The 23,638-nt window shown below is 58.8% G+C and carries 23 protein-coding genes; 14 read left to right on the plus strand and 9 right to left on the minus strand.

Translation table 11 applies throughout. The features are described from left to right. Nucleotides 1–73 precede the first annotated feature (73 nt). Nucleotides 74–2,023, minus strand: a complete 1,950-nt coding sequence (locus ACR3E6_RS11895) for a hypothetical protein (protein ID WP_480487285.1) — start codon at nt 2,021–2,023, stop codon at nt 74–76. A 155-nt stretch (nt 2,024–2,178) separates the two neighbouring features. Between ACR3E6_RS11895 and ACR3E6_RS11900 the strand changes: the two genes are divergently transcribed. Then, a complete protein-coding gene (locus ACR3E6_RS11900; protein ID WP_480487287.1) occupies nt 2,179–2,883 on the plus strand; it encodes an SIMPL domain-containing protein in 705 nt (234 codons plus the stop codon). A gap of 2 nt (nt 2,884–2,885) precedes the next feature. Here the strand turns inward: ACR3E6_RS11900 and ACR3E6_RS11905 are convergent, their stop codons facing one another. From ACR3E6_RS11905 to ACR3E6_RS11915, 3 genes are all read right to left on the minus strand, one after another. Beyond that, nucleotides 2,886–3,596 carry a GNAT family N-acetyltransferase gene (locus ACR3E6_RS11905; RefSeq protein ID WP_171633105.1) on the minus strand — a complete coding sequence of 237 codons (711 nt, stop codon included), beginning with the start codon at nt 3,594–3,596 and terminating at the stop codon, nt 2,886–2,888. Nucleotides 3,597–3,598: 2 nt separating this feature from the next. Beyond that, nucleotides 3,599–4,891: an O-acetylhomoserine aminocarboxypropyltransferase/cysteine synthase family protein gene (locus tag ACR3E6_RS11910; RefSeq protein ID WP_171633102.1), complete on the minus strand. Its 1,293-nt coding sequence runs from the start codon at nt 4,889–4,891 to the stop codon at nt 3,599–3,601. Between the two features lie 71 nt (nt 4,892–4,962). Continuing rightward, nucleotides 4,963–5,958, minus strand: coding sequence for a hypothetical protein (locus tag ACR3E6_RS11915; protein ID WP_480487290.1), 996 nt, complete (start codon nt 5,956–5,958; stop codon nt 4,963–4,965). A 442-nt stretch (nt 5,959–6,400) separates the two neighbouring features. Here ACR3E6_RS11915 and ACR3E6_RS11920 point away from each other — a divergent pair, with 442 nt between their 5' ends. The 3 genes from ACR3E6_RS11920 to preA are packed head-to-tail and all read left to right on the plus strand — an operon-like array spanning nt 6,401 to nt 9,941. Further along, nucleotides 6,401–7,735, plus strand: coding sequence for an NAD(P)-dependent oxidoreductase (locus tag ACR3E6_RS11920; RefSeq protein ID WP_171723451.1), 1,335 nt, complete (start codon nt 6,401–6,403; stop codon nt 7,733–7,735). Between the two features lie 46 nt (nt 7,736–7,781). Then, complete coding sequence (locus ACR3E6_RS11925) at nt 7,782–8,618, plus strand: methyltransferase domain-containing protein (RefSeq protein ID WP_480487292.1); 837 nt, start codon at nt 7,782–7,784, stop codon at nt 8,616–8,618. Between the two features lie 18 nt (nt 8,619–8,636). Then, nucleotides 8,637–9,941 (plus strand): NAD-dependent dihydropyrimidine dehydrogenase subunit PreA, encoded by a 1,305-nt coding sequence (gene preA / locus ACR3E6_RS11930; RefSeq protein WP_171633091.1) that lies wholly within the window; start codon nt 8,637–8,639, stop codon nt 9,939–9,941. A 47-nt stretch (nt 9,942–9,988) separates the two neighbouring features. Here the strand turns inward: preA and ACR3E6_RS11935 are convergent, their stop codons facing one another. Further along, nucleotides 9,989–10,597 carry a TetR family transcriptional regulator C-terminal domain-containing protein gene (locus ACR3E6_RS11935; RefSeq protein WP_171723449.1) on the minus strand — a complete coding sequence of 203 codons (609 nt, stop codon included), beginning with the start codon at nt 10,595–10,597 and terminating at the stop codon, nt 9,989–9,991. Between the two features lie 172 nt (nt 10,598–10,769). Here ACR3E6_RS11935 and ACR3E6_RS11940 point away from each other — a divergent pair, with 172 nt between their 5' ends. From ACR3E6_RS11940 to ACR3E6_RS11985, 10 genes are all read left to right on the plus strand, one after another. Then, the gene (locus ACR3E6_RS11940; protein WP_171633086.1) at nt 10,770–12,020 is read left to right on the plus strand and encodes a Zn-dependent hydrolase; all 1,251 of its coding nucleotides are present in this window, start codon (nt 10,770–10,772) and stop codon (nt 12,018–12,020) included. A gap of 92 nt (nt 12,021–12,112) precedes the next feature. Beyond that, on the plus strand, nt 12,113–13,567 hold the full coding sequence (gene hydA / locus ACR3E6_RS11945; protein WP_152457698.1) for a dihydropyrimidinase: 1,455 nt from the start codon (nt 12,113–12,115) through the stop codon (nt 13,565–13,567). Between the two features lie 55 nt (nt 13,568–13,622). Continuing rightward, a complete protein-coding gene (locus ACR3E6_RS11950) occupies nt 13,623–14,420 on the plus strand; it encodes an ABC transporter ATP-binding protein (protein WP_480487295.1) in 798 nt (265 codons plus the stop codon). Between the two features lie 91 nt (nt 14,421–14,511). Next, on the plus strand, nt 14,512–14,853 hold the full coding sequence (locus ACR3E6_RS11955; protein WP_480487297.1) for a GNAT family N-acetyltransferase: 342 nt from the start codon (nt 14,512–14,514) through the stop codon (nt 14,851–14,853). After that, entirely contained in the window at nt 14,850–15,767 is a 918-nt protein-coding gene (locus ACR3E6_RS11960) for an ABC transporter permease (protein WP_170344671.1), read from the plus strand. The genes ACR3E6_RS11955 and ACR3E6_RS11960 overlap by 4 nt, the downstream gene beginning before the upstream one ends. Further along, the gene (locus ACR3E6_RS11965; RefSeq protein WP_171231810.1) at nt 15,764–16,609 is read left to right on the plus strand and encodes an ABC transporter permease; all 846 of its coding nucleotides are present in this window, start codon (nt 15,764–15,766) and stop codon (nt 16,607–16,609) included. Before ACR3E6_RS11960 ends, ACR3E6_RS11965 begins: the two co-directional genes overlap by 4 nt. Nucleotides 16,610–16,668: 59 nt before the next feature. Further along, nucleotides 16,669–17,658, plus strand: a complete 990-nt coding sequence (locus ACR3E6_RS11970) for an ABC transporter substrate-binding protein (protein ID WP_152457702.1) — start codon at nt 16,669–16,671, stop codon at nt 17,656–17,658. A 156-nt stretch (nt 17,659–17,814) separates the two neighbouring features. Then, complete coding sequence (locus ACR3E6_RS11975) at nt 17,815–18,528, plus strand: ABC transporter permease (protein WP_480487300.1); 714 nt, start codon at nt 17,815–17,817, stop codon at nt 18,526–18,528. After that, nucleotides 18,521–19,255, plus strand: a complete 735-nt coding sequence (locus ACR3E6_RS11980; protein WP_209833355.1) for an ATP-binding cassette domain-containing protein — start codon at nt 18,521–18,523, stop codon at nt 19,253–19,255. Before ACR3E6_RS11975 ends, ACR3E6_RS11980 begins: the two co-directional genes overlap by 8 nt. A gap of 22 nt (nt 19,256–19,277) precedes the next feature. Continuing rightward, a complete protein-coding gene (locus ACR3E6_RS11985; protein ID WP_480487302.1) occupies nt 19,278–20,093 on the plus strand; it encodes an ABC transporter substrate-binding protein in 816 nt (271 codons plus the stop codon). Nucleotides 20,094–20,142: 49 nt separating this feature from the next. On the opposite strand, the gene ACR3E6_RS11990 is transcribed toward ACR3E6_RS11985, so the two are convergent. From ACR3E6_RS11990 to ACR3E6_RS12005, 4 genes are read right to left on the minus strand one after another with little or no spacing between them, the layout of a single operon-like run. Then, nucleotides 20,143–21,015, minus strand: a complete 873-nt coding sequence (locus ACR3E6_RS11990; protein ID WP_171633070.1) for a helix-turn-helix transcriptional regulator — start codon at nt 21,013–21,015, stop codon at nt 20,143–20,145. Beyond that, entirely contained in the window at nt 21,016–21,141 is a 126-nt protein-coding gene (locus ACR3E6_RS11995) for a hypothetical protein (protein WP_256367747.1), read from the minus strand. A gap of 13 nt (nt 21,142–21,154) precedes the next feature. After that, nucleotides 21,155–22,417 (minus strand): c-type cytochrome, encoded by a 1,263-nt coding sequence (locus ACR3E6_RS12000; protein WP_171723440.1) that lies wholly within the window; start codon nt 22,415–22,417, stop codon nt 21,155–21,157. Continuing rightward, nucleotides 22,418–23,614 (minus strand): formate dehydrogenase subunit gamma, encoded by a 1,197-nt coding sequence (locus tag ACR3E6_RS12005; RefSeq protein WP_171633065.1) that lies wholly within the window; start codon nt 23,612–23,614, stop codon nt 22,418–22,420. It lies immediately after the preceding gene. Nucleotides 23,615–23,638: the final 24 nt, after the last annotated feature.

The raw sequence follows: 23,638 nt of genomic DNA on the forward strand, positions 1-23,638 counted from the left end.
CGCCGGGGGCAGTTCATCTGCCTTCGGCGCTTTTATGTGACGGTTGGTGCGTCAGAAGATCGATTGCCGGTTTTCAGCTGCGCGGCATCGCCAGGGTCACGTTGCGGCCCTTTTTCTGATATCGGAGCTCACTGTCGCTGATCGCGATGACTTTCCCGCCATCAAGGCGGTCTCCGACTTTCAGCTTTTTGTAACGCCCGCTGGGAAGCCGCACCAATGCGCGTCTGTTGGCCGGCGTTCCGTAGACCCCGATCAGGTTCAGCCTGCGCAGGTTGATTGCGTTGTCGATCGTGGCTTGTCGTGCGACCGACGCGGTCGAAGGGATTTTGGGCGCGACGGTCTTTGGTTGGAACGATCCTGCGTCATCGGATTTCTGATCCAATGCTGCTGTGGACCCAAGATTCGAACTGTTTGAAGCAGGTGATTTGGCAGGGGCCAATCCGGCAGGGCGGGATTTGGGCCGCGGGACTCTTACGACAGCCAAGGCCGTTGGTGCCTCATCGACCTGTGGTTCGGTCTGAAGGTTTTCCGGGCGCGCTTTCGGTCGCTTGGATGCCAATTCCTCCAGTGACCGGCCACCCAGTTGACCGCGCTCGAAATTCTCGACCAGATCAGCGGGGCGCGGCTTGGGTCGAATGCCTGCCAATCTGTCGTCGACCTCGTCAACCACAGGTTCTTCTTCGAAACGAACCGGAGTTTCAGGTGGAACCTTGGAAGGGCGCCCCAGATAAACAACGACCCCCGCCGGATTAACGGTGCCTTCCGGTGTAGGCACGACCAGGCCGTTCTCATCCAGATCAAACCGAGTGCCCGCAATGTTGGGGGATACGTCGGGTTCAAAAGGAGCGTCGGTGTCAAAACTGGGGTCGGGCGGTAAGGCAACCGCATCCTCGAACAGATCGGCGTGGTCCAGCGATGCCAGATACAATTCCTGCGGTTCCGCGGTCTCAGGTATTTCCGGTGCCGCAGGCGCTGTCGTGCTTATGCCCGTAACGGCCTCGACACCTTTTAGTGTTTCGGGGTCCTGAGCGACGGAGTCCACCGCGGTAGGGGCAACTTTGAGGGCCTCCAGAATGGCTGCATCTGTGGCAGTCAGATCCGGCTGGGTGCCGGTCTCGGTTTCCGAGGCCTCGTTCGCAGGCACTTCGGCGTCATCGGTCGCAAGGTCCGGAACGGTTTGTTGCGGGGCTTCCAGCGCCGCCGTGTCCAGCTCCGATTCAGGCAGGGGCTCTGCGGCGGGTTCAGTGGCGGAAACCGCAACCTGAGCCGGGCTCTGTTCGGCCTGATCCTGTTCAGGGTCGGACCCCGATGCCAGCCAAACGCCAACAAGTCCACCAACGAGAAGCACGGCGGCAAAGAGCGGAATGGCAGACCGGTTTACCCCTGAAGATGCATCAAGATTGTTCGTTGTTTCCCGGGGTGCTCGGAAAGCCTCGGGCGCGGCGGTTCCGGCAATCGGATGGGTGGGCAGGTCGGAATCATCAGCCTGTTCAACTGCGTCCGTTTCCACCGGAGATGGCTGGTTCTCCGGGTGTGACAGATCGGAAGCGTCCGAGGTTTCGCGAAACAACGCCTCACGCGGGAACGCGCCCTCTTTGTCTTCGGCGGTGAACGCCACCACCACAAAACCATTTTCCGAGGCAAAGGTCCGCGCTTCGGCCAGAGTTTCAACCGCCACGGCGGCAACAAAGGTCGTGTCGCCTTCGGTCTGGCTGTCATAACTCAGTTCCGACAGGGCGTAAGGCGTGGCCTCGGTCAGAGCAGTTTCGATACGTTCCGCCCGGTCTTCCGGCGGCAACCTATCGGTCGAAAGCTCTAGAAACCGAATCTGATCCTCTGGCAGCACAAGCTTGCAGCTCAGATCATTTTCCAGCGCAAATGCCTTTTCCCGCAACGCCTGCATCTGTGCGGACAAGTCCGGAACATCCAGCGGAATCGTACCGACAACAAACCAGTCGTCATCGGAACGGTGGTGCAGTGTTATTCCGGTCGCAGAAAAAGACAGCGCAAAGGCGGGTTTCATATTCCGGAGGAACCATAATTATCAATGTCAATGCAAACGACTTTGCGTTTGCAGACCGACATTAAAGCAGGAACCCGCCGAGGGAAAGAAAAAGGCGGTATCTCCTCTTGTATCGCAAGGGCCCGTCAACCCATCTAAAAGCAGAGTAATTTGGAGTGATAACCTTGAAGACATTCGCTTTTCTGGCCGCGATGATGGCGGCTACGGCTGCCGGGGCCGCTCATGCGGAAGAACGTCGCATCAACGTTGATGCAACCGGAACAGTGCAGATTGCGCCTGATATGGCGACGATAACCTTGGGCGTGACCAACGAAGACGCCGAAGCCTCGGCTGCGATGCAGGCGACGTCAGATGCCGTTTTCAAAGTCTTGGCGCGCCTGACCGAGATGGGTATCGAAGATCGTGACGTCCAGACACGGGACCTGTCATTGTCGCCCGTCTGGTCGGGTCGTCATGGACAGAATGGGGAGACGCCCGAAATCACCGGCTTTACGGCGTCCAACCGCGTGTTTGTGCGCGTACGCGACCTGACCCAACTGGGGAAGATCATGGACGCGGTCATTCAGGACGGCGCCAATGATTTCGGGGGCTTGAGCTTTGGCGTACAGGATCCCAAACCGATCGAGGCGCAGGCGCGTGCCAAGGCCGTTGGCGAAGCCACGGCCAAAGCACAGCAGTTGGCAGAGGCAGCGGGCGTGACGCTTGGTCCGGTTCAGTCGATCTCGGAGCAAACAGCTGGCATTCGTCCGATGGCAGAAATGCGCGCGCTGAGCATGGCGGATGCGGGTGGTGTTCCCGTCGCGGGCGGCGAGGTGTCGGTTTCCGTCAGTGTCTCGATGGAATTCGAGATTTCAGACTAAGATCACGCTTTCACACGGGCCATCAGCGGTTTGCGCTGCTGGCCCGTGCCGTCAAAATTGTCGGGCGACAGCCAGGCTTCGAATGCATCGCGAATGCGCGGCCATTCAGTGTCGATGATCGCGTACCATGCCGTATCCCGATTGCGGCCCTTGTAGTGGGTCGCCTGTCGAAACACCCCTTCGAAAGTAAATCCCAGCCGTTCAGCGGCATTGCGTGACGGTGCATTCAGTGCGTCGCATTTCCACTCGTACCGGCGATAGCCGAGCTCGTCGAAAACCCGCTTCATCATGAGGTACATGACCTCGGTCGATTGCGGCTTGCGTTGCAGCAGCGGCGAGAAGTGGATGTGGCCGACTTCGATGGCACCCGCTGCGGGTTCGATCCGAAGATAAGAGGCCATGCCGACTGGCACTTCGTCCGCATCCAATACGGAATGAAACATCGGGTCCGCATCCATGCAGTTGGCGCGGGCCCAGTCTTCAAATTCCGGTTCGCTGACAAACGGGCCATAGGGCAGGTAAGTCCAGTTACGGCCATCCCTGTCATTGGCAAACGCCCGAAAAAGTCCGGGCGCATGGCGATTCACATCCAGTGGCACGACAGAACAGTACCGGCCTTCCATCGGTGTGTAAGGCGGCGTCGGGCGCGGAAAGTCACCCGACACCGGCAAACCGATGGGCTGGCCAAGGTCGTTTGTGTCGTGCCCGGCCATAGTCAGGCGCTGGCCTTGGCGAGGGCCTGATCAAGGTCCGCGATCAGGTCGTTCACGTCTTCGATGCCGATTGACACCCGCACGACACCGGGGCCTGCGCCCGCGGCTTCCTGTTGTTCCGGCGTCAGTTGTCGGTGGGTGGTCGAGGCCGAGTGGATGATCAACGAGCGGGCATCGCCCAAATTGGCCACGTGGCTGAAGATTTCCAGCGCGTTGACCAGTTTGATACAGGCGTCATAGCCGCCCTTCACCGCAAAAGTGAACAATGCGCCAGCGCCACGTGGATACTGCGATTTGACCCGGTCCTTGTAAGGTGATGACGGCAATCCCGCATAGGTGACGTATTCCACCCGGTCATCCGCTTCCAGCCACGTTGCGATTTTCTGGGCGTTCTCCACGTGGCGCTCCATACGCAGCGACAGTGTTTCGATCCCCATCAGCGTGTAATGAGCTGCCTGCGGGTTCATGGTCATGCCCAGATCACGCAGACCGATGGCAATGCCGTGGAAGGTGAAGGCCAGCGGGCCAAAAGTCTCATGGAATTTCAGGCCGTGATAGGCAGGCTCGGGTTCGCTCAGTGACGGGAATTTGTCATTCGCGGACCAGTCGAACTTGCCAGAATCCACGATGCACCCGCCGGTGACGGTGCCGTTGCCGGTCAGGTATTTGGTGGTGGAATGCACAACCAGTGTCGCGCCATGCTCGATCGGACGGCACAGGTAGGGCGTGGCCGAGGTGTTGTCGACAATCAGCGGGATGCCCGCAGCATCAGCAACATCCGCCAACGCGCGGATATCAGACACATAACCGCCCGGATTGGCGATGGATTCGCAGAACACGGCGCGGGTGTTTTCGTCGATGGCATCCTTCACGGCGTCCAGATCATCGGTGTCCACGAATTTGGCGGACCAGCCAAAGCGTTTGATCGTCTGGCTGAACTGCGTGACCGTGCCGCCATACAAACGGGTCGAGGCGACCACGTTGCAGCCGGGCCCCATCAGCGGGAACAGCGCCATGATCTGTGCCGCATGCCCGGACGAGCAGCACACCGCCCCGACGCCGCCTTCAAGCGTCGCCACGCGTTCCTGCAGAACGGCGACGGTTGGGTTGGTCAGGCGAGAATAGATAAAGCCCACCTCTTGCAGGTTGAACAGGGCCGCTGCGTGGTCCGCATCCCGGAACACATAGGCCGTGGTCTGATAAATCGGTGTCTGGCGTGCTCCGGTCGCCGGGTCGGGGCGGGCACCCGCATGAATTTGCAATGTGTCGAAACCGTAGGTCGGGCCGTCAGACATGTGAAAATCTCCTGTTGGTATCTGTCTTGCGGAATCTGTAGGCCATTGCCCGCCTGCGCACAACGATCCTGTCAGCGCAGCCAGAGTCCTTTGCTTTTGATCGCGTTGCGCAGTGCCTGTTCCCGCCGCGGCAGATTGTCCTGATCAAAGAGCGCACGGATTTTTTCGCCTTTGCCCTGAAGAACCAGTTTTTTCAACGGATCATACTGTTTGAGCACTTTTTTGACCTTGTTGGGGGCCACGACGGTTTCCAGCACATCGATCACGTGATCGCTTTCGCGGGCATAAAGCAAAGGGAACAGGCGATAGTGGCAGCTGACGGACCCATCCAGAAGCCCGTCCGGCAAAGCGTCCCGCCCGCCGCCGAAAGAATGAATGACCAGCGGCAGGGCCGCCTGATCCAGCCATGGGTCAAGGTTCTGGCCCGTCAGTTCGGGAATGTTCTCATCCCGGATCGTTCTTGCGTAGTCCAGGTACCGTTCACCGAACATCCTGGGGCATTTGAAGAAAAAGTAACCTGCGTTAAAGTAAAGGTATCGCCGCCAGTAATCATGGGGTTGGCCCGGATCCACCGAGCTTTCGAAATCCAGCCCGAAGCGCGCATAAAGCGCCCGCCAGATACCGTCAAAGCCGGGGCCGTACAGCGTCGGCTTTGGCCATGTGCCCTCGACCTTCAGTGAGGCTCCGGGGTGGTTGAAATCGAACGGGACGCTTGTGATGTCGCCGGTGATCAGCGTGTCTGTGTCGAAGAACACAAAGGGTTCACCTTCCGGCAGGGCCAACAAGGCCTCGATCTTGTTGCCATAAGGGTAGCTTTCGCCAAAAACATGCGAGTCGAAGGGCAGGATTTCGGCATCCAACTGTTTCAGGGCCTTCAGAACGTCTTCGTCCTGGATGCTGGGGTTGTGGGTCCAGCGCGGGCCCGGGTTGGGTGTGGCGACAAACAGCCGGCCTTTGAACCCGGGCGAACAATGGCGAAGCGAGGCCGCGAACAACAGGGCCTCATATTGCAGGCGGTTGTTTTGCCCGACAACCGCGATGTTGAATTTCCGAGAACTTGCCTGCATCTATGCCCATTCCTGAAAGCTGCCGGAACCGGCACCCTTTGATCCGGGTTACAGCAAGCGGGGTGGGGCGTCAAAAGCCGAAAGTTTGATTTCTTGTTATCTATGGCATTCCTCTCATCGCGCCGAGAAAGGGCTGAGCAAGGTCATTTTGCGGATTTTCCGAGGTTGGCCCGGTTCATGTCGTAAGGGAAAATCGGTGGCGTGCGATGCTGACCGAACCTTGTATGCCCATACCCGCACAGCCCTTTCCTGGGCAAATCCTGCCTTCGGACCCAATGATTCAACGCTTGTTGTGCTTAATCCCTAAGCGAAGTGCCCAAAAACACGGTTGTTTTTGCAAGGCTTTTCATTTTTTGACCATTTGGCAAATTTTACCAATTGATAAAAAAAATATTTGTGGCAAGCTGAGAGCATAACAAACATATCTACAGGGAGTAGAGTGATGGCACAGGGCCAGATGGCACCCGGCATCGTAGCCGGGCGGCTTTCAAGCGATGAGCTGACCTCAAATTTCACCGATCTGCATCCGCCACTTGCGCAGCACGAGGCCGCAGTAGCCGCAGATCGCTGTTATTTCTGCTATGACGCGCCATGCGTGACGGCCTGTCCAACGGATATCGATATCCCGTTGTTCATTCGCCAGATTCAAGCCGGTCAACCGCAATCAGCAGGGCGCACGATTCTGGAACAGAATATTCTGGGCGGAATGTGCGCTCGGGTCTGTCCAACCGAAACATTGTGCGAAGAGGCCTGCGTTCGCGAGGCCGCCGAAGGCAAACCGGTTGAGATCGGGCGCCTGCAACGTTTCGCCACCGATGAAATCATGGCCTCGGGCGTGCATCCGTTTGAACGTGCGCCTTCGACCGGCAAGACAGTTGCCGTTGTAGGGGCCGGGCCTGCGGGTCTGGCCTGTGCCCATCGGCTGGCGATGCTGGGCCATGACGTGGTGATCCATGAAAGCAAGCCCAAACCCGGCGGCCTGAATGAATATGGTATCGCGGCCTACAAATCGACCAACGATTTTGCACAGGCCGAGGTGGACTGGCTTCTGAAAATCGGCGGGATTGCAATCGAGACCGGTTCGGTTTTGGGCGAAAGCATCTCATTGGATGGGCTGGTCGAAAACTACGACGCGGTGTTTCTGTCCATCGGTCTAGCCGGCGTCAACGCCTTGCGTGCAGGCGGTGTTGACAAGGACGGTGTGCGGGCCGCGGTTGATTTCATATCGGACGTGCGGCAGGCCAGCGACCTTGCCGATCTGCCCGTTGGCCGGAATGTGGTCGTCATCGGCGGGGGCATGACGGCTGTGGATGCCGCCGTGAAATCCAAGCTTCTGGGCGCCGAAAACGTCACGATTGCCTATCGCCGCGGCCGGGATGCCATGGGGGCCAGCCGGTACGAGCAGGACCTGGCAGCGTCGCATGGCGTTCGGATCATGACCAATGTTCAGCCAGTGGCCATCCACGGCAATGGCGCCGCGACCGAGATCGAGCTGGAATATACCTCCAGCCAGAACGGTCAGCTCATCGCAACCGGAGAAACGATCCGCTTGCCGGCCGATCAGGTTCTCAAGGCCATCGGACAGACCTTGGAGGGCGCACCCGAAGGCCTGACGCTGGATGGCAACAAGATCGCCGTCAGCGGCGCTGGCCGAACCTCTTTGGCTGGTGTCTGGGCTGGTGGTGACTGCGCTGCGGGCGGTGAAGATCTGACCGTAACGGCCGTTGCCGAAGGTCGGGACGCGGCGATGGACATCCACGCGACGCTCGTTTCGTGATAGGGTGGGGTATTCACCCCATTCCTTTCGCTGCTGAGGTATTCCCATGTCCCAGATCGAACAAGCTGTTGCTCAACACTATACCACCGGTGCACTGACCGAACGCGTCCGCGCGGCGCTGGAGGCCAGCGGCATCGACCCGGATGCGGCCACTGTCGCTGATCTGAAGGCGGGGGATGAATTCCATACCGGCGGCGTTCTTGCGACCGACAACCTGTTTGCGCAACTTTCTCCGACCCATGCGACACGCGTTCTGGACATCGGATGCGGCATCGGAGGCACATCCCGGTACATAGTGGACAAATACGACTCAACGGTGACAGGGATCGACCTGACGCCCGAGTTCGTGGAAACCGCAACTGCGCTCAGCGATCTGGTCGGACATTCCGAAAAGGCCAGCTTTCTTGTTGGCAGTGCTCTGGACATGCCTGTGCCGGATGCCGGGTTCGACCTTGCCGTCATGATGCATGTGGGCATGAATATCGAAGACAAAGCGGGGCTGTTCGCGGAAGTGTCACGGGTTCTGGCCACCGGTGGCACCTTTGCCTTGTTCGACGTCATGGGCGGAGAGGTGGATGAGCCGCTGGCTTTTCCGCTTCCCTGGTCCACATTGCCGGAAACCTCATTTGTTCACGCGCCGGATGTATACAAGGACGCCGCGGCCGCGGCCGGTCTTGAGCTGGTTGCCGAAACAGACCGCACCGCGTTTGCGATCCAGTTCTTCGAAGACGTATTTGCCAAGATAGCCGAGACCGGACCAGCGCCGCTGGGAATCCACCTGATGATGGGCGAAACGGCGCCTGAAAAGTTCCAAAACTACGTCAAAAACCTCAAGGCCGGGCGTATTCGCCCGACCGAAATGATATTCAAAAAATCCGGCTGAGCCGGGAAGGGAGAAGCCATGGCCGATCTGACGACAAACTTTCTGGGCATTTCCAGCCCCAACCCGTTCTGGCTGGCCTCTGCGCCGCCGACGGACAAGGAATACAATGTGCGCCGCGCCTTCGAGGCCGGGTGGGGAGGAGTTGTCTGGAAAACGCTGGGGTCCGAGGGGCCTCCGGTCGTGAACGTGAATGGCCCGCGCTATGGCGCAATCTACGGGGCCGACCGCCGTTTGCTGGGCCTGAACAATATCGAACTGATCACGGATCGTCCTCTCGAGGTGAATCTCGAGGAAATGGCGCGGGTCAAATCCGATTACCCGGATCGCGCCTTGATCGCGTCGATCATGGTTCCGTGCGAGGAAGAAGCATGGAAGGCCATTCTGCCACGCGTGGCAGAAACCGGTGCGGACGGGATCGAGCTGAACTTCGGCTGCCCTCATGGGATGAGCGAACGCGGCATGGGCTCGGCCGTGGGGCAGGTGCCGGAATATATCGAGATGGTCACCCGCTGGTGCAAACAGTATTACGACCGCCCGGTCATCGTTAAGCTTACGCCGAATATCACAGATATCCGCAAACCGGCTGCGGCCGCCAGAAACGGTGGTGCGGATGCGGTGTCGCTGATCAACACCATCAATTCGATCACCAGCGTCAATCTGGACACGTTCAGCCCTGAACCGTCCATTGACGGCAAAGGCAGCCACGGTGGGTATTGCGGCCCGGCAGTAAAGCCCATTGCATTGTCGATGGTGTCCGAGATCGCGCGGGCCGAGGCGACGCGGGGCCTGCCGATTTCCGGCATCGGCGGCGTCACCACTTGGCGTGACGCGGCCGAGTTCATCTCGTTGGGTTGCGGCAACGTTCAGGTGTGCACCGCTGCGATGACCTATGGCTTCAAGATCATTGACGAACTGACGGCAGGGCTGTCGGAATGGATGGATGAGAAAGGCTATTCCAGCATTGATGAGGTGATCGGACGTGCGGTGCCCAATGTCACCGACTGGCAGTATCTGAACCTCAACTACGTCGCCAAGGCGAAGATCGATCAGGATCAGTGCATCAAGTGTGGCCGGTGTTATGCTGCCTGCGAAGACACCAGCCACCAGGCGATTTCCATGTCCGAGGACCGCGTCTTTGAGGTGATGGATGACGAATGCGTCGCTTGCAACCTCTGCGTCGATGTTTGTCCGATCGAAGGCTGCATCGATATGGTGCCGATGGCAGCGGGCGAGGTTGATCCCCGGACCGGAAAAGAAGTTCAGCCAACTTATGCGAACTGGACGACGCATCCGAACAACCCGATGGCCAAGGCGGCCGAATGAGGGGATTGCGACAGATTGTCAAGGGGCCGTTATTGCGGCCCCTTTTTTCAGGGGCTCAGAAGTTTGCGGTACAACGTGTCAACAAAGGCTTCTGCACCCTCGAACGGATCTTCGTTGCCCAGAATTGCACGAACCTGAACATCGAAATCTGCATAGTGCTGCGTCAAGGCCCAGATCGAGAACACCAGGTGGTAGGGGTGCACCCGCGCGATTTTTCCCTGATCCATCCAGCCGGTAAGGATCGTGACCTTTTCGTCGACCAGTGTCTTGAGATCATTGGACAATGCATCGTGAATACGCGGCGCGCCCTGTACAAGCTCGTTGGCAAAAAGGCGGCTTTCCCGTGGTAGCTCCTGACTCATCTGCAACTTGCGCCGAATGTATGCCAGGATTTCCTCCATCGGATCGCCATTGGCGTCCAGATCATGCAGCGGAGCCAGCCAGGTATCCAGCAGGCCGGACAGCAATTCAGTGTGGATCGCTTCTTTTGATGGGAAATAGTACAGCAGGTTCGGCTTGCTCAGACCTGCTTCTGCTGCGATCTGGTCTACGGTTGCGCCGCGAAACCCGTGGGATGAAAACACGTTCAGGGCGGCCTCTAGAATCGCGGCGCGGTTCTTTTTCTGAATACGGGTTGGTGCGCGGTCTTTTGGCATGTTTTCAGCGTGTCTCTTTTTTCGTCGAACAGGTGCGGGACCTACTGAAAATTTCAGCTGAACCGCGCAAATTCTTGACTGATACCGAACCCGTGATAGCGTGAGTTTGACCATATGGTCAAATCAAGACATCAAAAGCGAGCCAACTCGCCAGCAAACAGGGAAGATGAACATGGCAGCTCCGGCGCAGAATCTCAGGATCAATGGCGACAGGTTGTGGGACAGTCTGATGGAGATGGCCAAGATCGGCCCGGGTGTCGCCGGTGGCAACAATCGCCAGACCTTGACGGATGAGGACGCGGAAGGCCGCGCCTTGTTCCAGAAATGGTGCGAGGAAGCAGGGTGCACCATGGGGCTTGACCAGATGGGCAACATGTTTGCCCGTCGCGAAGGCACTGACCCGGACGCGCTGCCGGTTTACGTGGGTTCGCATCTGGATACGCAGCCGACCGGCGGCAAATATGATGGTGTGCTGGGTGTCCTGGGAGGGCTGGAACTGATCCGGACGCTGAACGACCTGGGGATCAAGACGAAACATCCGATCGTCGCCACCAACTGGACAAACGAAGAAGGCACGCGTTACGCGCCGGCGATGCTGTCTTCGGGCGTTTTTGCCGGGATGCACACGCAAGACTGGGCATACAACCGCGAAGATGCTGAAGGCAAAAAGTTCGGGGATGAGCTGAACCGGATCGGCTGGCGTGGTGATGAAGAGGTGGGCGCCCGCAAGATGCATGCGTTCTTTGAGCTGCATATCGAACAGGGCCCGATCCTTGAAGCCGAAGGCAAGGATATCGGCGTCGTCACCCATGGTCAGGGGCTGAGCTGGACGCAGATCACGGTAACGGGCAAGGATGCGCATACCGGATCGACACCGATGCCGATGCGCAAGAATGCCGGGCTGGCCATGGCGCGGATCCTGGAGAAAGTCGACGAGATCGCATGGTCTCATGCTCCGCATGCGGTGGGTGCGGCAGGGCATATCGATGTCTACCCGAACTCACGCAACGTGATTCCGGGCAAGGTGGTGTTTACGGTCGATTTCCGCTCGCCCGAGCTGGAGGTAATCACCGACATGGAGAACCGCCTGCGGGTGGCTGCCGAGGACGTCGTTGACGAGATGGGTCTTCAGATCGAATTCGAGAAAGTCGGCGGTTTCGATCCGGTGAAATTTGACGATGCTTGCGTATCGGCCGTGCGAAACGCAGCCGAACGGCTGGGCTATTCGCACACTGATATCATCTCGGGCGCGGGGCATGATGCCTGCTGGATCAACCGGGTTGCGCCGACCGCGATGATCATGTGCCCCTGTGTTGACGGGCTGAGCCACAATGAAGCCGAAGAAATCAGCAAGGAATGGGCCGCAGCCGGGGCGGATGTTCTGCTGCATGCCGTGGTCGAGACTGCCGAAATCGTGGAATAGGGGGCGCTGCCCCCGTCGCCCCAAGGGCGACTCCCCCGGGATATTTTTGGCCAGATGAAGCAAGCGGCGCAGACCGCATCAGGGAGTTCAAAATGAGTACTGTCATCAAAAACGGAACCGTTGTCACCGCGGATTTGACTTACAAGGCGGATGTATTGGTCGAGGGTGGCGTGATCACCGAAATCGGCATGAACCTGACGGGGGACAAGGAACTGGACGCAACCGGCTGTTTTGTGATGCCGGGCGGTATTGATCCTCATACCCATCTGGAAATGCCGTTCATGGGCACCTATTCCAGCGATGACTTTGAAAGCGGGACGCGGGCGGCCCTGGCGGGCGGCACTACCATGGTTGTTGATTTTGCACTGCCGAACCCCGGTGAAAGCCTGCTGGATGCGCTGAAACGTTGGGACAACAAGTCGACACGGGCCAATTGTGACTATTCGTTCCACATGGCGGTGACCTGGTGGGGGGAACAGGTGTTCGACGACATCAAAACCGTGATCGAGACGCGCGGTATCAACACCTTCAAGCATTTCATGGCCTACAAGGGCGCGCTGATGGTGAATGATGATGAGCTGTTCGCCTCGTTCAAGCGTCTTGCCGAGCTTGGCGGTACCGCCCTGGTGCATGCCGAGAACGGAGATGTGGTGGCAGAGCTGAGTGCCAAGCTGCTTGCCGAAGGCAATACCGGCCCCGAGGCGCATGCGTATTCGCGCCCGCCGCAGGTGGAAGGTGAAGCCACCAACCGGGCGATCATGATCGCGGACATGGCGGGTGTGCCGCTGTATGTTGTACACACCTCGTGTGAAGAGGCGCATGAAGCCATCCGCCGGGCAAAGATGCAGGGTAAACGGGTGTGGGGAGAACCCCTGATCCAGCACCTGACATTGGACGAAAGTGAATATTTCAATCAGGATTGGGACCATGCGGCGCGACGGGTCATGAGCCCTCCGTTCCGCAACAAACAGCATCAGGACAGCCTGTGGAATGGCCTGCAATCGGGAACGCTGAGCGTGGTTGCAACCGATCATTGCGCCTTCACAACCGAACAAAAACGCTTTGGCGTAGGGGATTTCACCAAGATTCCGAATGGCACCGGCGGGCTGGAAGACCGGATGCCGATGTTGTGGACACATGGGGTCAACACTGGACGTCTGACACCGAACGAATTCGTGGCTGTCACTTCAACAAACATTGCCAAGATATTGAATTGCTATCCTAAAAAGGGTGCGGTTCTGGTCGGGGCGGATGCTGATCTTGTTGTTTGGGATCCTGAGAAAAGCAAGACAATCAGCGCCGCGTCGCAGCAATCTTCGATCGACTACAATGTGTTCGAGGGCAAAGAGGTCAAAGGTCTGCCGCGCTTTACTCTGACGCGGGGTCAGGTGGCGGTGCATGACGGTGAAATCCGGACGCAGGAAGGTCATGGGGACTTTGTCGCGCGTGAGGCGAACACCACCGTCAACAAGGCGCTGAGCACCTGGAAAGAGCTGACCGCCCCAAGACCCGTCGAGCGGACAGGAATTCCGGCGACCGGTGTTTGATCGGTTGGGGCCGCTTTGCTGGCGGCCCTGACACCACTCTTTTCAAGGCAATAAAATGAACACTGAAAGCACGACCCAGCCCGTCATCGAGGCAAGGCAGCTGGACCTGACATTCCAGACCAATGATGGGCCTGTACACGCGCTTAAAGACGTGAACCTGACAATAGACAAGGGCGATTTCGTCAGTTTCATCGGGCCGTCCGGCTGTGGCAAAACCACCTTTCTGCGCTGTATCGCAGCCCTGGAGACACCTACGGGCGGGACGCTGACCGTCAATGGCATGACGCCTGATGAGGCGCGTCGAAACCGGGCGTACGGGTATGTCTTTCAGGCGGCGGGCCTATATCCCTGGCGTACTATTGCAAAGAACATAAAACTGCCTCTTGAGATCATGGGATACCCTGCTGCCGAACAGGATGAACGGGTGAGAAAAGTCCTGGAACTAGTTGATTTGGAAGGGTTTGGCGGCAAGTTTCCCTGGCAGTTGTCCGGTGGGATGCAGCAGAGGGCCAGTATTGCTCGGGCCCTTGCGTTCGACGCGGATATCCTGCTGATGGACGAGCCGTTCGGGGCGCTGGATGAGATCGTGCGGGACCATCTGAACGAGCAGCTTCTTGAGCTTTGGGCGCGTACGGAAAAGACGATCGGATTTGTGACGCATTCCATTCCCGAGGCGGTTTATCTGAGCACAAAGATTGTGGTGATGAGCCCACGGCCCGGGCGGATCGCCGATGTGATTGACAGCCCGCTGCCCAAGAAACGGCCGCTGGACATTCGCGATACCCCGGAATTCATCGAGGTCGCGCACCGTGTGCGCGAAGGTTTGCGGGGTGGGCATTCCAATGACGGCTGAGTTGAATGCGGATAAGATCCGGCGCGCGGCGCCAGGCGATGTGCCTGCCTGCGCCAGGGTTGTTCATGACTGGGCCACGCAAACGGACTGGATGCCCGACGAACTGCCGGTTGATGAACTGGCGAAGCTGATCAGCGACGCATTCGACAGCCGTGAAATGTGGGTCGCCGGTGATCCGGTCGATTGCTACATGTCAGTGGACCCGGCACAGAATAAAATTGGCGCGCTGTATTGCAGCCGGACGGGGCAGGGTATCGGCAAGCGCCTTGTCGACAAAGCAAAAGAGGGCCGAAATTTTCTCTGGCTGACGACGCACCGGCCCAATACGGCGGCGCAACGTTTTTATCGCCGTGAAGGGTTTGAAGTGACGGCCGAGGAACCCCCTGTGCCGCCGGATACCGTGCCCGTCTATCGGATGGAGTGGCGTGCATGAAGCAAGTCATCGCCGTATTCACAGTCATCGCCGCAATTGTTCTGTTCTGGTACGTGGCCTGTATTCCGATGAACATAAAGGGCGTGTTGACCGAACAGGAACGTGCCGGGGCCGTCGTGCAGCCGCCTTCCGCCAAGGACCGGCGTGACATGTCCGAGGTTGGTCTTGTTTTGAACAACACATTCGCCATCCCGGCCACATGGGAACAGGACCGGCCTCGACTGCCGGCCCCGCATCAGGTCGCCATCGAGATGTGGGAAACGACGGTCCAGAAAAAGATCACTTCGAAACGGTCGCTGATCTATCATGGCTGGGTCACGCTCAGCGCGACGATGCTGGGATTTGCGATTGGCACCGGCCTGGGGATCCTTCTGGCCGTGGGTATCGTGCATAGCCGCGTTATGGACCTGTCGGTCATGCCATGGGCCATTGTCAGTCAAACCATTCCGATCATCGCGCTGGCGCCGATGATCATTGTGGTGCTGTATTCCGTTGGTATCCAGGGCATCATTCCCAAGGCGATCATATCGGCCTATCTGAGTTTCTTTCCGGTTGTCGTCGGCATGGTCAAGGGCCTGCGCAGCCCCGATGCGATGCAGCTGGACTTGTTGCGGACGTATAACGCCAGCCGGTCTCAGGGCTTTTGGAAATTGCGCCTGCCGGCATCCATGCCGTATCTGTTCACCTCGCTGAAAATCGGGATTGCCGCGTCGCTGGTCGGCGCCATTGTTGGTGAGCTTCCGACAGGGGCTGTTGCCGGTCTGGGCGCGCGGTTGCTTGCCGGCAGCTATTACGGTCAGACGGTACAGATCTGGTCGGCTCTGTTCGCGGCTGCCATTCTGGCGGCATGCCTGGTCGGGTTGCTGGGGCTGATTGAACGTGCCGTATTGAAACGGATGGGGATGGCGCAATGATACTGGTTTTGTGTGCTGTCCTGCTTTGGCTTTTGGGCTGGTGGTTGAACAGCCGGTTGGCCAGCGGGCCTTATGCCGACACCCGAATGGTGCGATTTCTGGCCCCGCTGATCTTTGGCCTGACGGTCATCGGGATCTGGGAGCTTCTGGTGCGCGGGCTTGAGGTTCCTCTGGTCATCCTGCCAGCGCCGTCGGTAATTGCGGTACGGTTTGCGGACAGCCTTCCGATCCTGTGGGCTGATTTTGTGCAGACCATCATCAAGGGCGCGCTCAGCGGCTATGTCATCGGGTGCATCGCGGCCTTTCTGATGGCGATTGCGGTGGATCGCTGGGATTTCCTGCGTCTGGGCCTGTTGCCGGTCGGCAATTTCGTGGCCGCCCTGCCGATTGTCGGAACCGCCCCCATTCTGGTGATGTGGTTTGGGTTCGACTGGCACTCCAAGGCGGCGGTGGTGGTTGTGATGGTGTTCTTTCCGATGCTCGTCAACACCGTGGCGGGCCTGCGGGAAGCCACCTCGATGCAGCGCGATCTTATGGAGACCTATGCCGCAACCTATTGGCAGAGCTTCATGAAACTGCGTTTGCCCGCAGCGATGCCCTTCATTTTCAACGGGTTGAAGATTTCCACCACTTTGGCTCTGATCGGCGCTATCGTGGCCGAGTTCTTCGGTTCACCGACACTTGGTATGGGGTTCCGGATCTCTACCAGTGTCGGGCAATTGTCGCTGGACATGGTCTGGGCCGAAATCGTTGTTGCGGCACTGGCCGGCACGGCCTTTTATGGGCTGGTGGCGGGGATCGAAAAAGTGGTGACCTTCTGGCACCCGTCACAGCGCGGATAAAACAAAGAAATCAACAGACCCCGAAATTGGGGCACAACAAGCAACTAGGAGAAATGAAGATGAACAAGCTACTCAGCGGGGCGGTTGCCGCCTTTAGCCTGGCAGCCAGTGCGGCGCTGGCGGCGGATGAGGTGACATTGCAACTGAAATGGGTCACGCAAGCACAGTTCGCGGGCTATTATGTTGCCAAGGACAAGGGCTTTTACGAAGAAGAGGGGCTGGACGTCACCATTCTGCCCGGCGGGCCTGACATCGCTCCGACGCAAGTGATTGCAGGCGGTGGTGCCGATGTGACCGTCGAATGGATGCCTGCCGCGCTGGCTGCCCGTGAAAAAGGGCTGCCGCTGGTGAACATCGCGCAACCTTTCAAAAGCTCGGGCATGATGCTGACCTGCTGGAAAGACGCCGGGATCTCGTCGCCCGAAGACCTTAAGAACCGCACGCTGGGTGTCTGGTTCTTTGGCAACGAGTTTCCCTTCATGAGCTGGATGAGCCAGTTGGGCATCAGTACCGATGGCAAAAGCGAAAACGGAGTGGAAGTTTTGAAGCAGGGCTTCAACGTCGACCCGTTGCTTCAGCGTCAGGCGGATTGCATCAGCACCATGACCTACAATGAATACTGGCAGGTCATCGATGCCGGTGTCAGCCCGGATGAGCTGGTGACCTTCAAATACGAAGACCAGGGCGTGGCAACGCTGGAAGACGGTCTTTATGTGCTGGAAGAGAACCTGAGCGATGCGGCCTTCGCCGACAAGATGGAGCGGTTCGTTCGCGCGTCGATGAAGGGGTGGAAATATGCCGAGGAGAACCCGGACGAAGCGGCGGAAATCGTTCTGGAAAACGATGCAACCGGTGCTCAGACGGAAGAGCACCAAAAGCGTATGATGGGTGAGATCGCCAAGTTGACCGCAGGGTCGAACGGCGCGCTGGACCCGGCTGATTTCGACCGCACCGTCAACACATTGCTGGCAGGCGGGTCCGATCCGGTTATTACCAAAAAGCCCGAAGGGGCCTGGACACATCAGATCACCGATGCTGCACTGAATTGATCTCAGCCTTTCCTTGGGAATTGAGGCGCGGTCCCAATCGGGGCCGCGTTTTTCATTCTAAATGCCGGATATGTGTCTGTACTCGACCTGAAATCAGAGTAGTATTTACCTGTAAACGAACGCATTTCATACGAATTGTGAACCTCACGGGATAAAATGCAGGCATTTGCATCAGAATTCAGCTCTGCCATCGCGCTGATCTTTGAGGGAAACTCAGAGCTGTGGGCGATTGTGCTGTTGTCCCTGAAAGTATCCGTGTTTGCGGTTCTGATTTCCGCCCTGATCGGCATGCCCGTCGGTGCCGCTCTGGCTGTGGCCAGGTTTCCGGGGCGGCGGATGCTGATCGTTCTGATGAATGCCCTGATGGGGTTCCCGCCCGTGGTCGTGGGGCTGCTGGTCTATCTGATGCTGTCCCGTTCCGGCCCGTTGGGTGTGCTAGAGCTTTTGTATACCCCGACGGCCATGATCATTGCGCAGGTCGTGTTGGTCACTCCCATTATCGCGGCATTGACCCGGCAGGTGGTCGAAATGCTGGCCGAGGAATATTCCGAACAGCTGCGATCACTGGGCGTGTCGCGGCTGGCATCGGTTCCCGTGCTTCTCTGGGATGCGCGGCTGGCACTGGTTACCGCCTTGCTTGCGGGGTTTGGGCGCGCCATTGCCGAGGTCGGCGCGGTGATCATCGTGGGCGGCAACATCAACCATGTGACCCGCGTAATGACGACGACGATCGCGTTGGAGACGTCGAAGGGAAATCTGGCGTTGGCTCTGGCGCTGGGGGCAATCCTGATCGGGATCGCGGTGGCCGTGAACGCGATGGTCAGCGCGATCAGCCTGCGGGCCGAACGGGAAGGGGTGCGTCATGCGTGACCTGCTCTGCGACAGGGTGAACTGCCTCAAGGTCGAGAACCTGCAAATCCGCAGTAACGGCAAGGCGTTATTGGACGTCTCGTCATTGGTTTTGGATGGGCCGGGGCCAACCTTGATTCTTGGCCCCAACGGTGCAGGCAAAAGCCTGTTGCTGCGCTGTCTGCACGGGCTGATCACGCCGGATCGGGGGCAGGTCGTCCAGGGTGGAAAACCGCTGGGCGCGGCACAGAAAGCCCGCCAGGCCATGGTGTTTCAGAAACCGGTTCTGCTGCGCCGATCTGTTGCGGCAAACCTTGACTTCGTTCTCAAGCGTCAAGGCATGGGGCGAAGGGCCCGTAAGGCCCGTATCGCCGAATTGCTGACCGAAGGCGGGCTGGACGGCAAGGCCAGACAACCCGCGCGGTCATTGTCCGGGGGAGAAGCGCAGCGATTGGCGATTCTCCGTGCGCTGGCGCTGGACCCCGAGACCTTGTTTCTGGACGAGCCCACCAGCGCTCTGGATCCCAGCGCGACCCAGATGATCGAACGAATGATATTGCGGGCATCGGCTCGGGCCGTGCGGATCGTGATGGTGACGCATGATATCGGTCAGGCCCGTCGTTTGGCCTCGGACGTGGTCATGATGCAGGGCGGGCATGTCGTGGAACACGGTGTGGCAAAACAGGTTTTGAATTCACCCGAAAGCGATGCGTCGCGCCGCTATTTGGCGGGCGGGTTGGTTACATGAAATACAGAAAGCGGAGAGTGTGATGTTCCGGAAATCAATTCGGGCAGCGGTGGTGGCTGTGGGCCTGTTGACCAGCGCGGTTTCGGCGGAAGAACCGTTTATTGTGGTGCAGTCGACCACATCTACACAGAACTCGGGACTGTTGGATTACATCCTGCCGTGGTTCGAAGCCGATTCAGGTATCGATGTCCGTGTCGTGGCGGTTGGAACCGGTCAAGCCATTCGGAACGCCGTCAACGGGGACGGGGATGTTCTTTTGGTTCACTCCAAACCGGCCGAGGAGAAATTCGTTGCTGATGGTTGGGGCGTAGAGCGGAAGGATCTGATGTACAATGATTTCGTTCTGGTCGGCCCCAAGTCTGACTCTGCCGGAATTCGCCGCGGCGTCGATGTGTTGGCCGCGCTGTCGAAAATCGCCGAGGTGGAAGCGCCGTTTGCATCACGCGGTGACGACAGCGGAACACACAAGGCCGAGCTGGGCTATTGGTCCGCAGCCGGGCTGGACCCTGCCGAGGCTTCGGGTGCTTGGTATCGCGAGACCGGATCTGGTATGGGCGCGACGCTGAACGTGGCCAGTGGAATGGATGCCTATACGCTGACGGATCGAGCCACGTGGCTGTCTTTTGGAAACCGGGGGAATCTTGAGGTATTGGTCGAAGGGGATCCGCGCCTGTTCAATCAATACGGTGTGATTCTTGTGAACCCTGACAAGCACGCGCATGTGCGGGCGGCAGCCGGCCAACGTTTCATCGACTGGCTGACGGGGCCGGACGGGCAGGAAGCGATTGCGTCGTTCAGGCTGGACGGACAGCAGGTGTTCTTTCCGAACGCCGACTAAGCCGGCCTGCGGCGGGCGCATCCTGACAAGGTAAAAGGCGGGTGAGGGCTCACCCGCTGGCACCGTTGTGGTGTATCGTGCCCAGGCCCGACAGGTCGTAGCCACCGAATTCACGGGCCCTTTGCGCAAATTGATCCGAGCGCAGCAGCGTTATCAGTTTCTGCATTGGCGGATCAAAATATGACCTGCGCCAAATCGCCAGATCCAGCCTCTCGGAATGGGTGGGGACGAAACCCAGGTTGTAAAGCCCTGCCAAAGCCCCCAGCCCAAAGCCGGCCTCGGCCTTTTCGCCGTGAAGGGCGATGGCCAGTTCCTCTTCGGTGCGTGCGCAGCCGGGGGTTGCGTCCAGATCGTCTCGGCTCATGCCATGGGCTTCCAGCTGGCTATCGAACAGGTGTTGGCTGGCCGCACTGTCCTGACGCATGATCACGCGGCGCGATTTGAGATCCTTAAACGTTTTGATATCCGATATGCCCGGGGCAAGAAGCAGCCCGCGCTTGCGTCGGGCGATTTCGTACAACACCACCGGCCCTTCGCCCAAGGCGTCACGCAGGGATTTTTCGTTGAACCCTCCGTCTTCGTGGATATGCAACACGGCCGCCTGTGCGCTGCGTTCGCTCAGCCGTGTCAGCCCGTCAAAGGAGCCGTCGTAATAGGTGGCAAGTCCCGATCCGCTTTCACGCAGCGCCCAGTCCAACAGAGGATCATGGCTGCCTGCTACAATCGGAGGCAGAGGCGGTTCGGCCACCTGCGGGCCGGATCGCGACGCGTTGAGCCAGGCAATGATTTCGGCCCGCGGGAACAACAGCTTGCCCATGGCGCGAACACAGGGCACCTCGCCCGAGGAGGCAAGATCATAGGCTTTGCGCTCGCCGATGCGCAGCAGATCGGCCAGTTCGCGGGTGGTCAGGTATTGCGACATTCAGTCGAGGCGCACGGCAGAGCCGGACGTGGCGTCGGCGGCGGTGAACCCGATCCGATCCAGCACGACAGGGGCTGCCACTGCAATGACGACCATTGCGGCGACCGCGGCAAGAAAGGCTTTCATGGTCTCCTCCAGTTCAGTTCCGGGCACCCGTTGCGCGGCGCAGAAAAACAATAAGATCCTGACGATCCTGAGCTTGTGTAATTCGCTGCATCGGCATCTTGGACCCCGGAATGTAATGGTCTGGCCCTTCGTCGAAAAGAGCATTTATCGTTTCGTCATTCCAAATGATATCAGAGCCTTGCAGCGTATCCGAGTACAAATATCCCGGTAACGTGCCCGCGCGCCTGCCGAAAACCCCGTGCAAGGAGGGGCCTGCGCGGCGCTGGCTGTTGGGGGTGAGGCTGTGACAGATCGAGCATTTCCGCGCGAACTGACGCTCACCATTGTCCATCTCGTCGGGGTTTTGCAGAAAACTTGGCTCGGCAAAAGCCATCTGTTGCCGATCGGACAGGGCGGTGACCGGCCAACTGTACATGGCCTCGTCGATCCCGCCAGCATGGATGTTTTCACCATCGACCGAGAAGGCCAGGGCCCAGACTGGCCCCCGCAACGTTGCGCGAAAGTCCTGCGCGATGCGCCAGTCCGAGGTATCGATGACCATTATATAGCCTTCGCCGTCGCCCACGGCCAGAAACCGACGATCCGGGCTGAGCGCCATGGCCAGGATCGGGCGACGATCCAGAGTGAAATCGCGCTCTTCACCGGTGGAAAGGTCCAGTATTCGGGTCACTCCGTCGACGGCACCGTAAGCGATCCAGTTGTCCTGTTCATTCAGGACCAGCTCGTTGATACCGAACCCGTGTTCGATGAGCCGGTTGATCTCTTGCCCAGTCGAGATATCCCAAATGCGCAGCGACCCATCCATGCTTGCTGAATAAAGCCGTGTGCCGTCAGAAGAAAAAACTACGGCGTTCACACCGCTTCCCGTCGGTCCAAGAGTTGTGGGCGCGGCTCCGTTCACGGGCCAAAGCCCAATCATTCCGTCCCAACTGGCGGTTGCGACGTGGGTCTTGGACGCTGCCAGACCCACGATCTTGCCCTGATGTCGCCCAACCACGTCGCCACCGGGCCACTTGCGCAGGGTGAAGTCATCTCCCGCCGAGTAGATGGCCGTGCCATTGAAGGCAACGGCGTTCACGGCGGCTTCATGACCTTCCAGCCATTCGGGGGTCCGATCATCCCACAGCCCGACGGAATTGTCGAAACTGGCTGTTGCGATACGCCCGTCCGGGGCTGTGGCGATCCCCATGATTGGGCCGCCGTGTCCCTTGAGTGTGAAGAATTCGGCCAAGGCGGGCAGAGGGATCAGCGCCAGGGCCAGTACCAGCCCCCGCATCTATTCAGCGGGCGAGGCGGCGGTTTTGCCTGCCTCTTTTTCCTGAACTTCTTCCAGCCACAAAGAGTGGTGTTCACGGGCCCATTGTTCTTCGACCTCGCCGGTGCCCATGGCGTCAAAGGCGCCCTCCATTCCGACAGAGCCGAGATAGATATGCGCCACGATGATCGCAATGAACACATAAGCAACCATCACGTGCCAGACCTGGGCATATTGCATTTCTTCCTGCGGCGACATCTGCACCGGCAGGTTCAGGCCCATCATTTGCGGAATACCGGTCGCATTGGCGATCTGGAAGGTTTTGGCAAACAAGGGCATCTCGAACGGGAACAACAGCGACAGACCCGACAGGCTGATGGAGGCGCCCAGCAGGATGCAGGCCCAGAATATGATCTTTTGACCAGCGTTGAATTTCTTTGCCGGTGGATGGCTGTTCTTGGTAAACAACCCGCCACCCGCGGCCAGCCATTTCAGATCGACGCGGTTGGGGATATTATGGGCAATCCAGTTTACCGTGACGATGATCAGGCCCAGCATGAAGGCCCAGGCCAGATTGTTGTGCAACCACTTGCAGCCCTGTGCGAGGGCTGCAAAGCCCTCTTTCCCGAAAACCGGGATCAGGAAGTCGCGCCCATAAAGCGTCAGCAGGCCCGTGACGCCAAGGATCAGGAATGACCCGGCAAACAACCAGTGCCCGAACCGCTCGAACCCGTTGAAACGCGTGACCGTACGGCCGGTTTTCTCACCATCGATGCGAATTTTGCCTCGGATCAAGAAAAATAACAGGATGATGCCCAGCATCCCGGCAATGATATAGGTGCCGTATTCGCGCAGCGGTCCGGTGCGGAAGGTCAGCCACCACATGCCGCCATCCTGAATCAGCACGCTGTCTGCCGGACCATGAGAAGACACCGTCACATCAGCCGAGCCATAGCGCAAAGCGCGATACACGTCACTGTCCGAGGCCACACCACGCGTGCCAAGCTGACCCAGCAACCCCTCGGCGTTGCCCTGACCAGTGTTCTCGGAACGATAGCTGTTGTCGACGGTTTCACCACGCTGCCGGGCGAGAATGTCTTCCAGCGTTGTCGCTCCGCCGGTCGAGGTGCGCTCATCCGTCGTGGGTTCAGAGGTCTCTTGCGCCCATGCGGCTCCGGTCAGAAAAATCGAAACGAGCAGAAACTGAATCAGACGCATAGGGATATCCTCCTGTGCATTTTC

The organism is Ruegeria sp. AL3 (assembly GCF_056536065.1).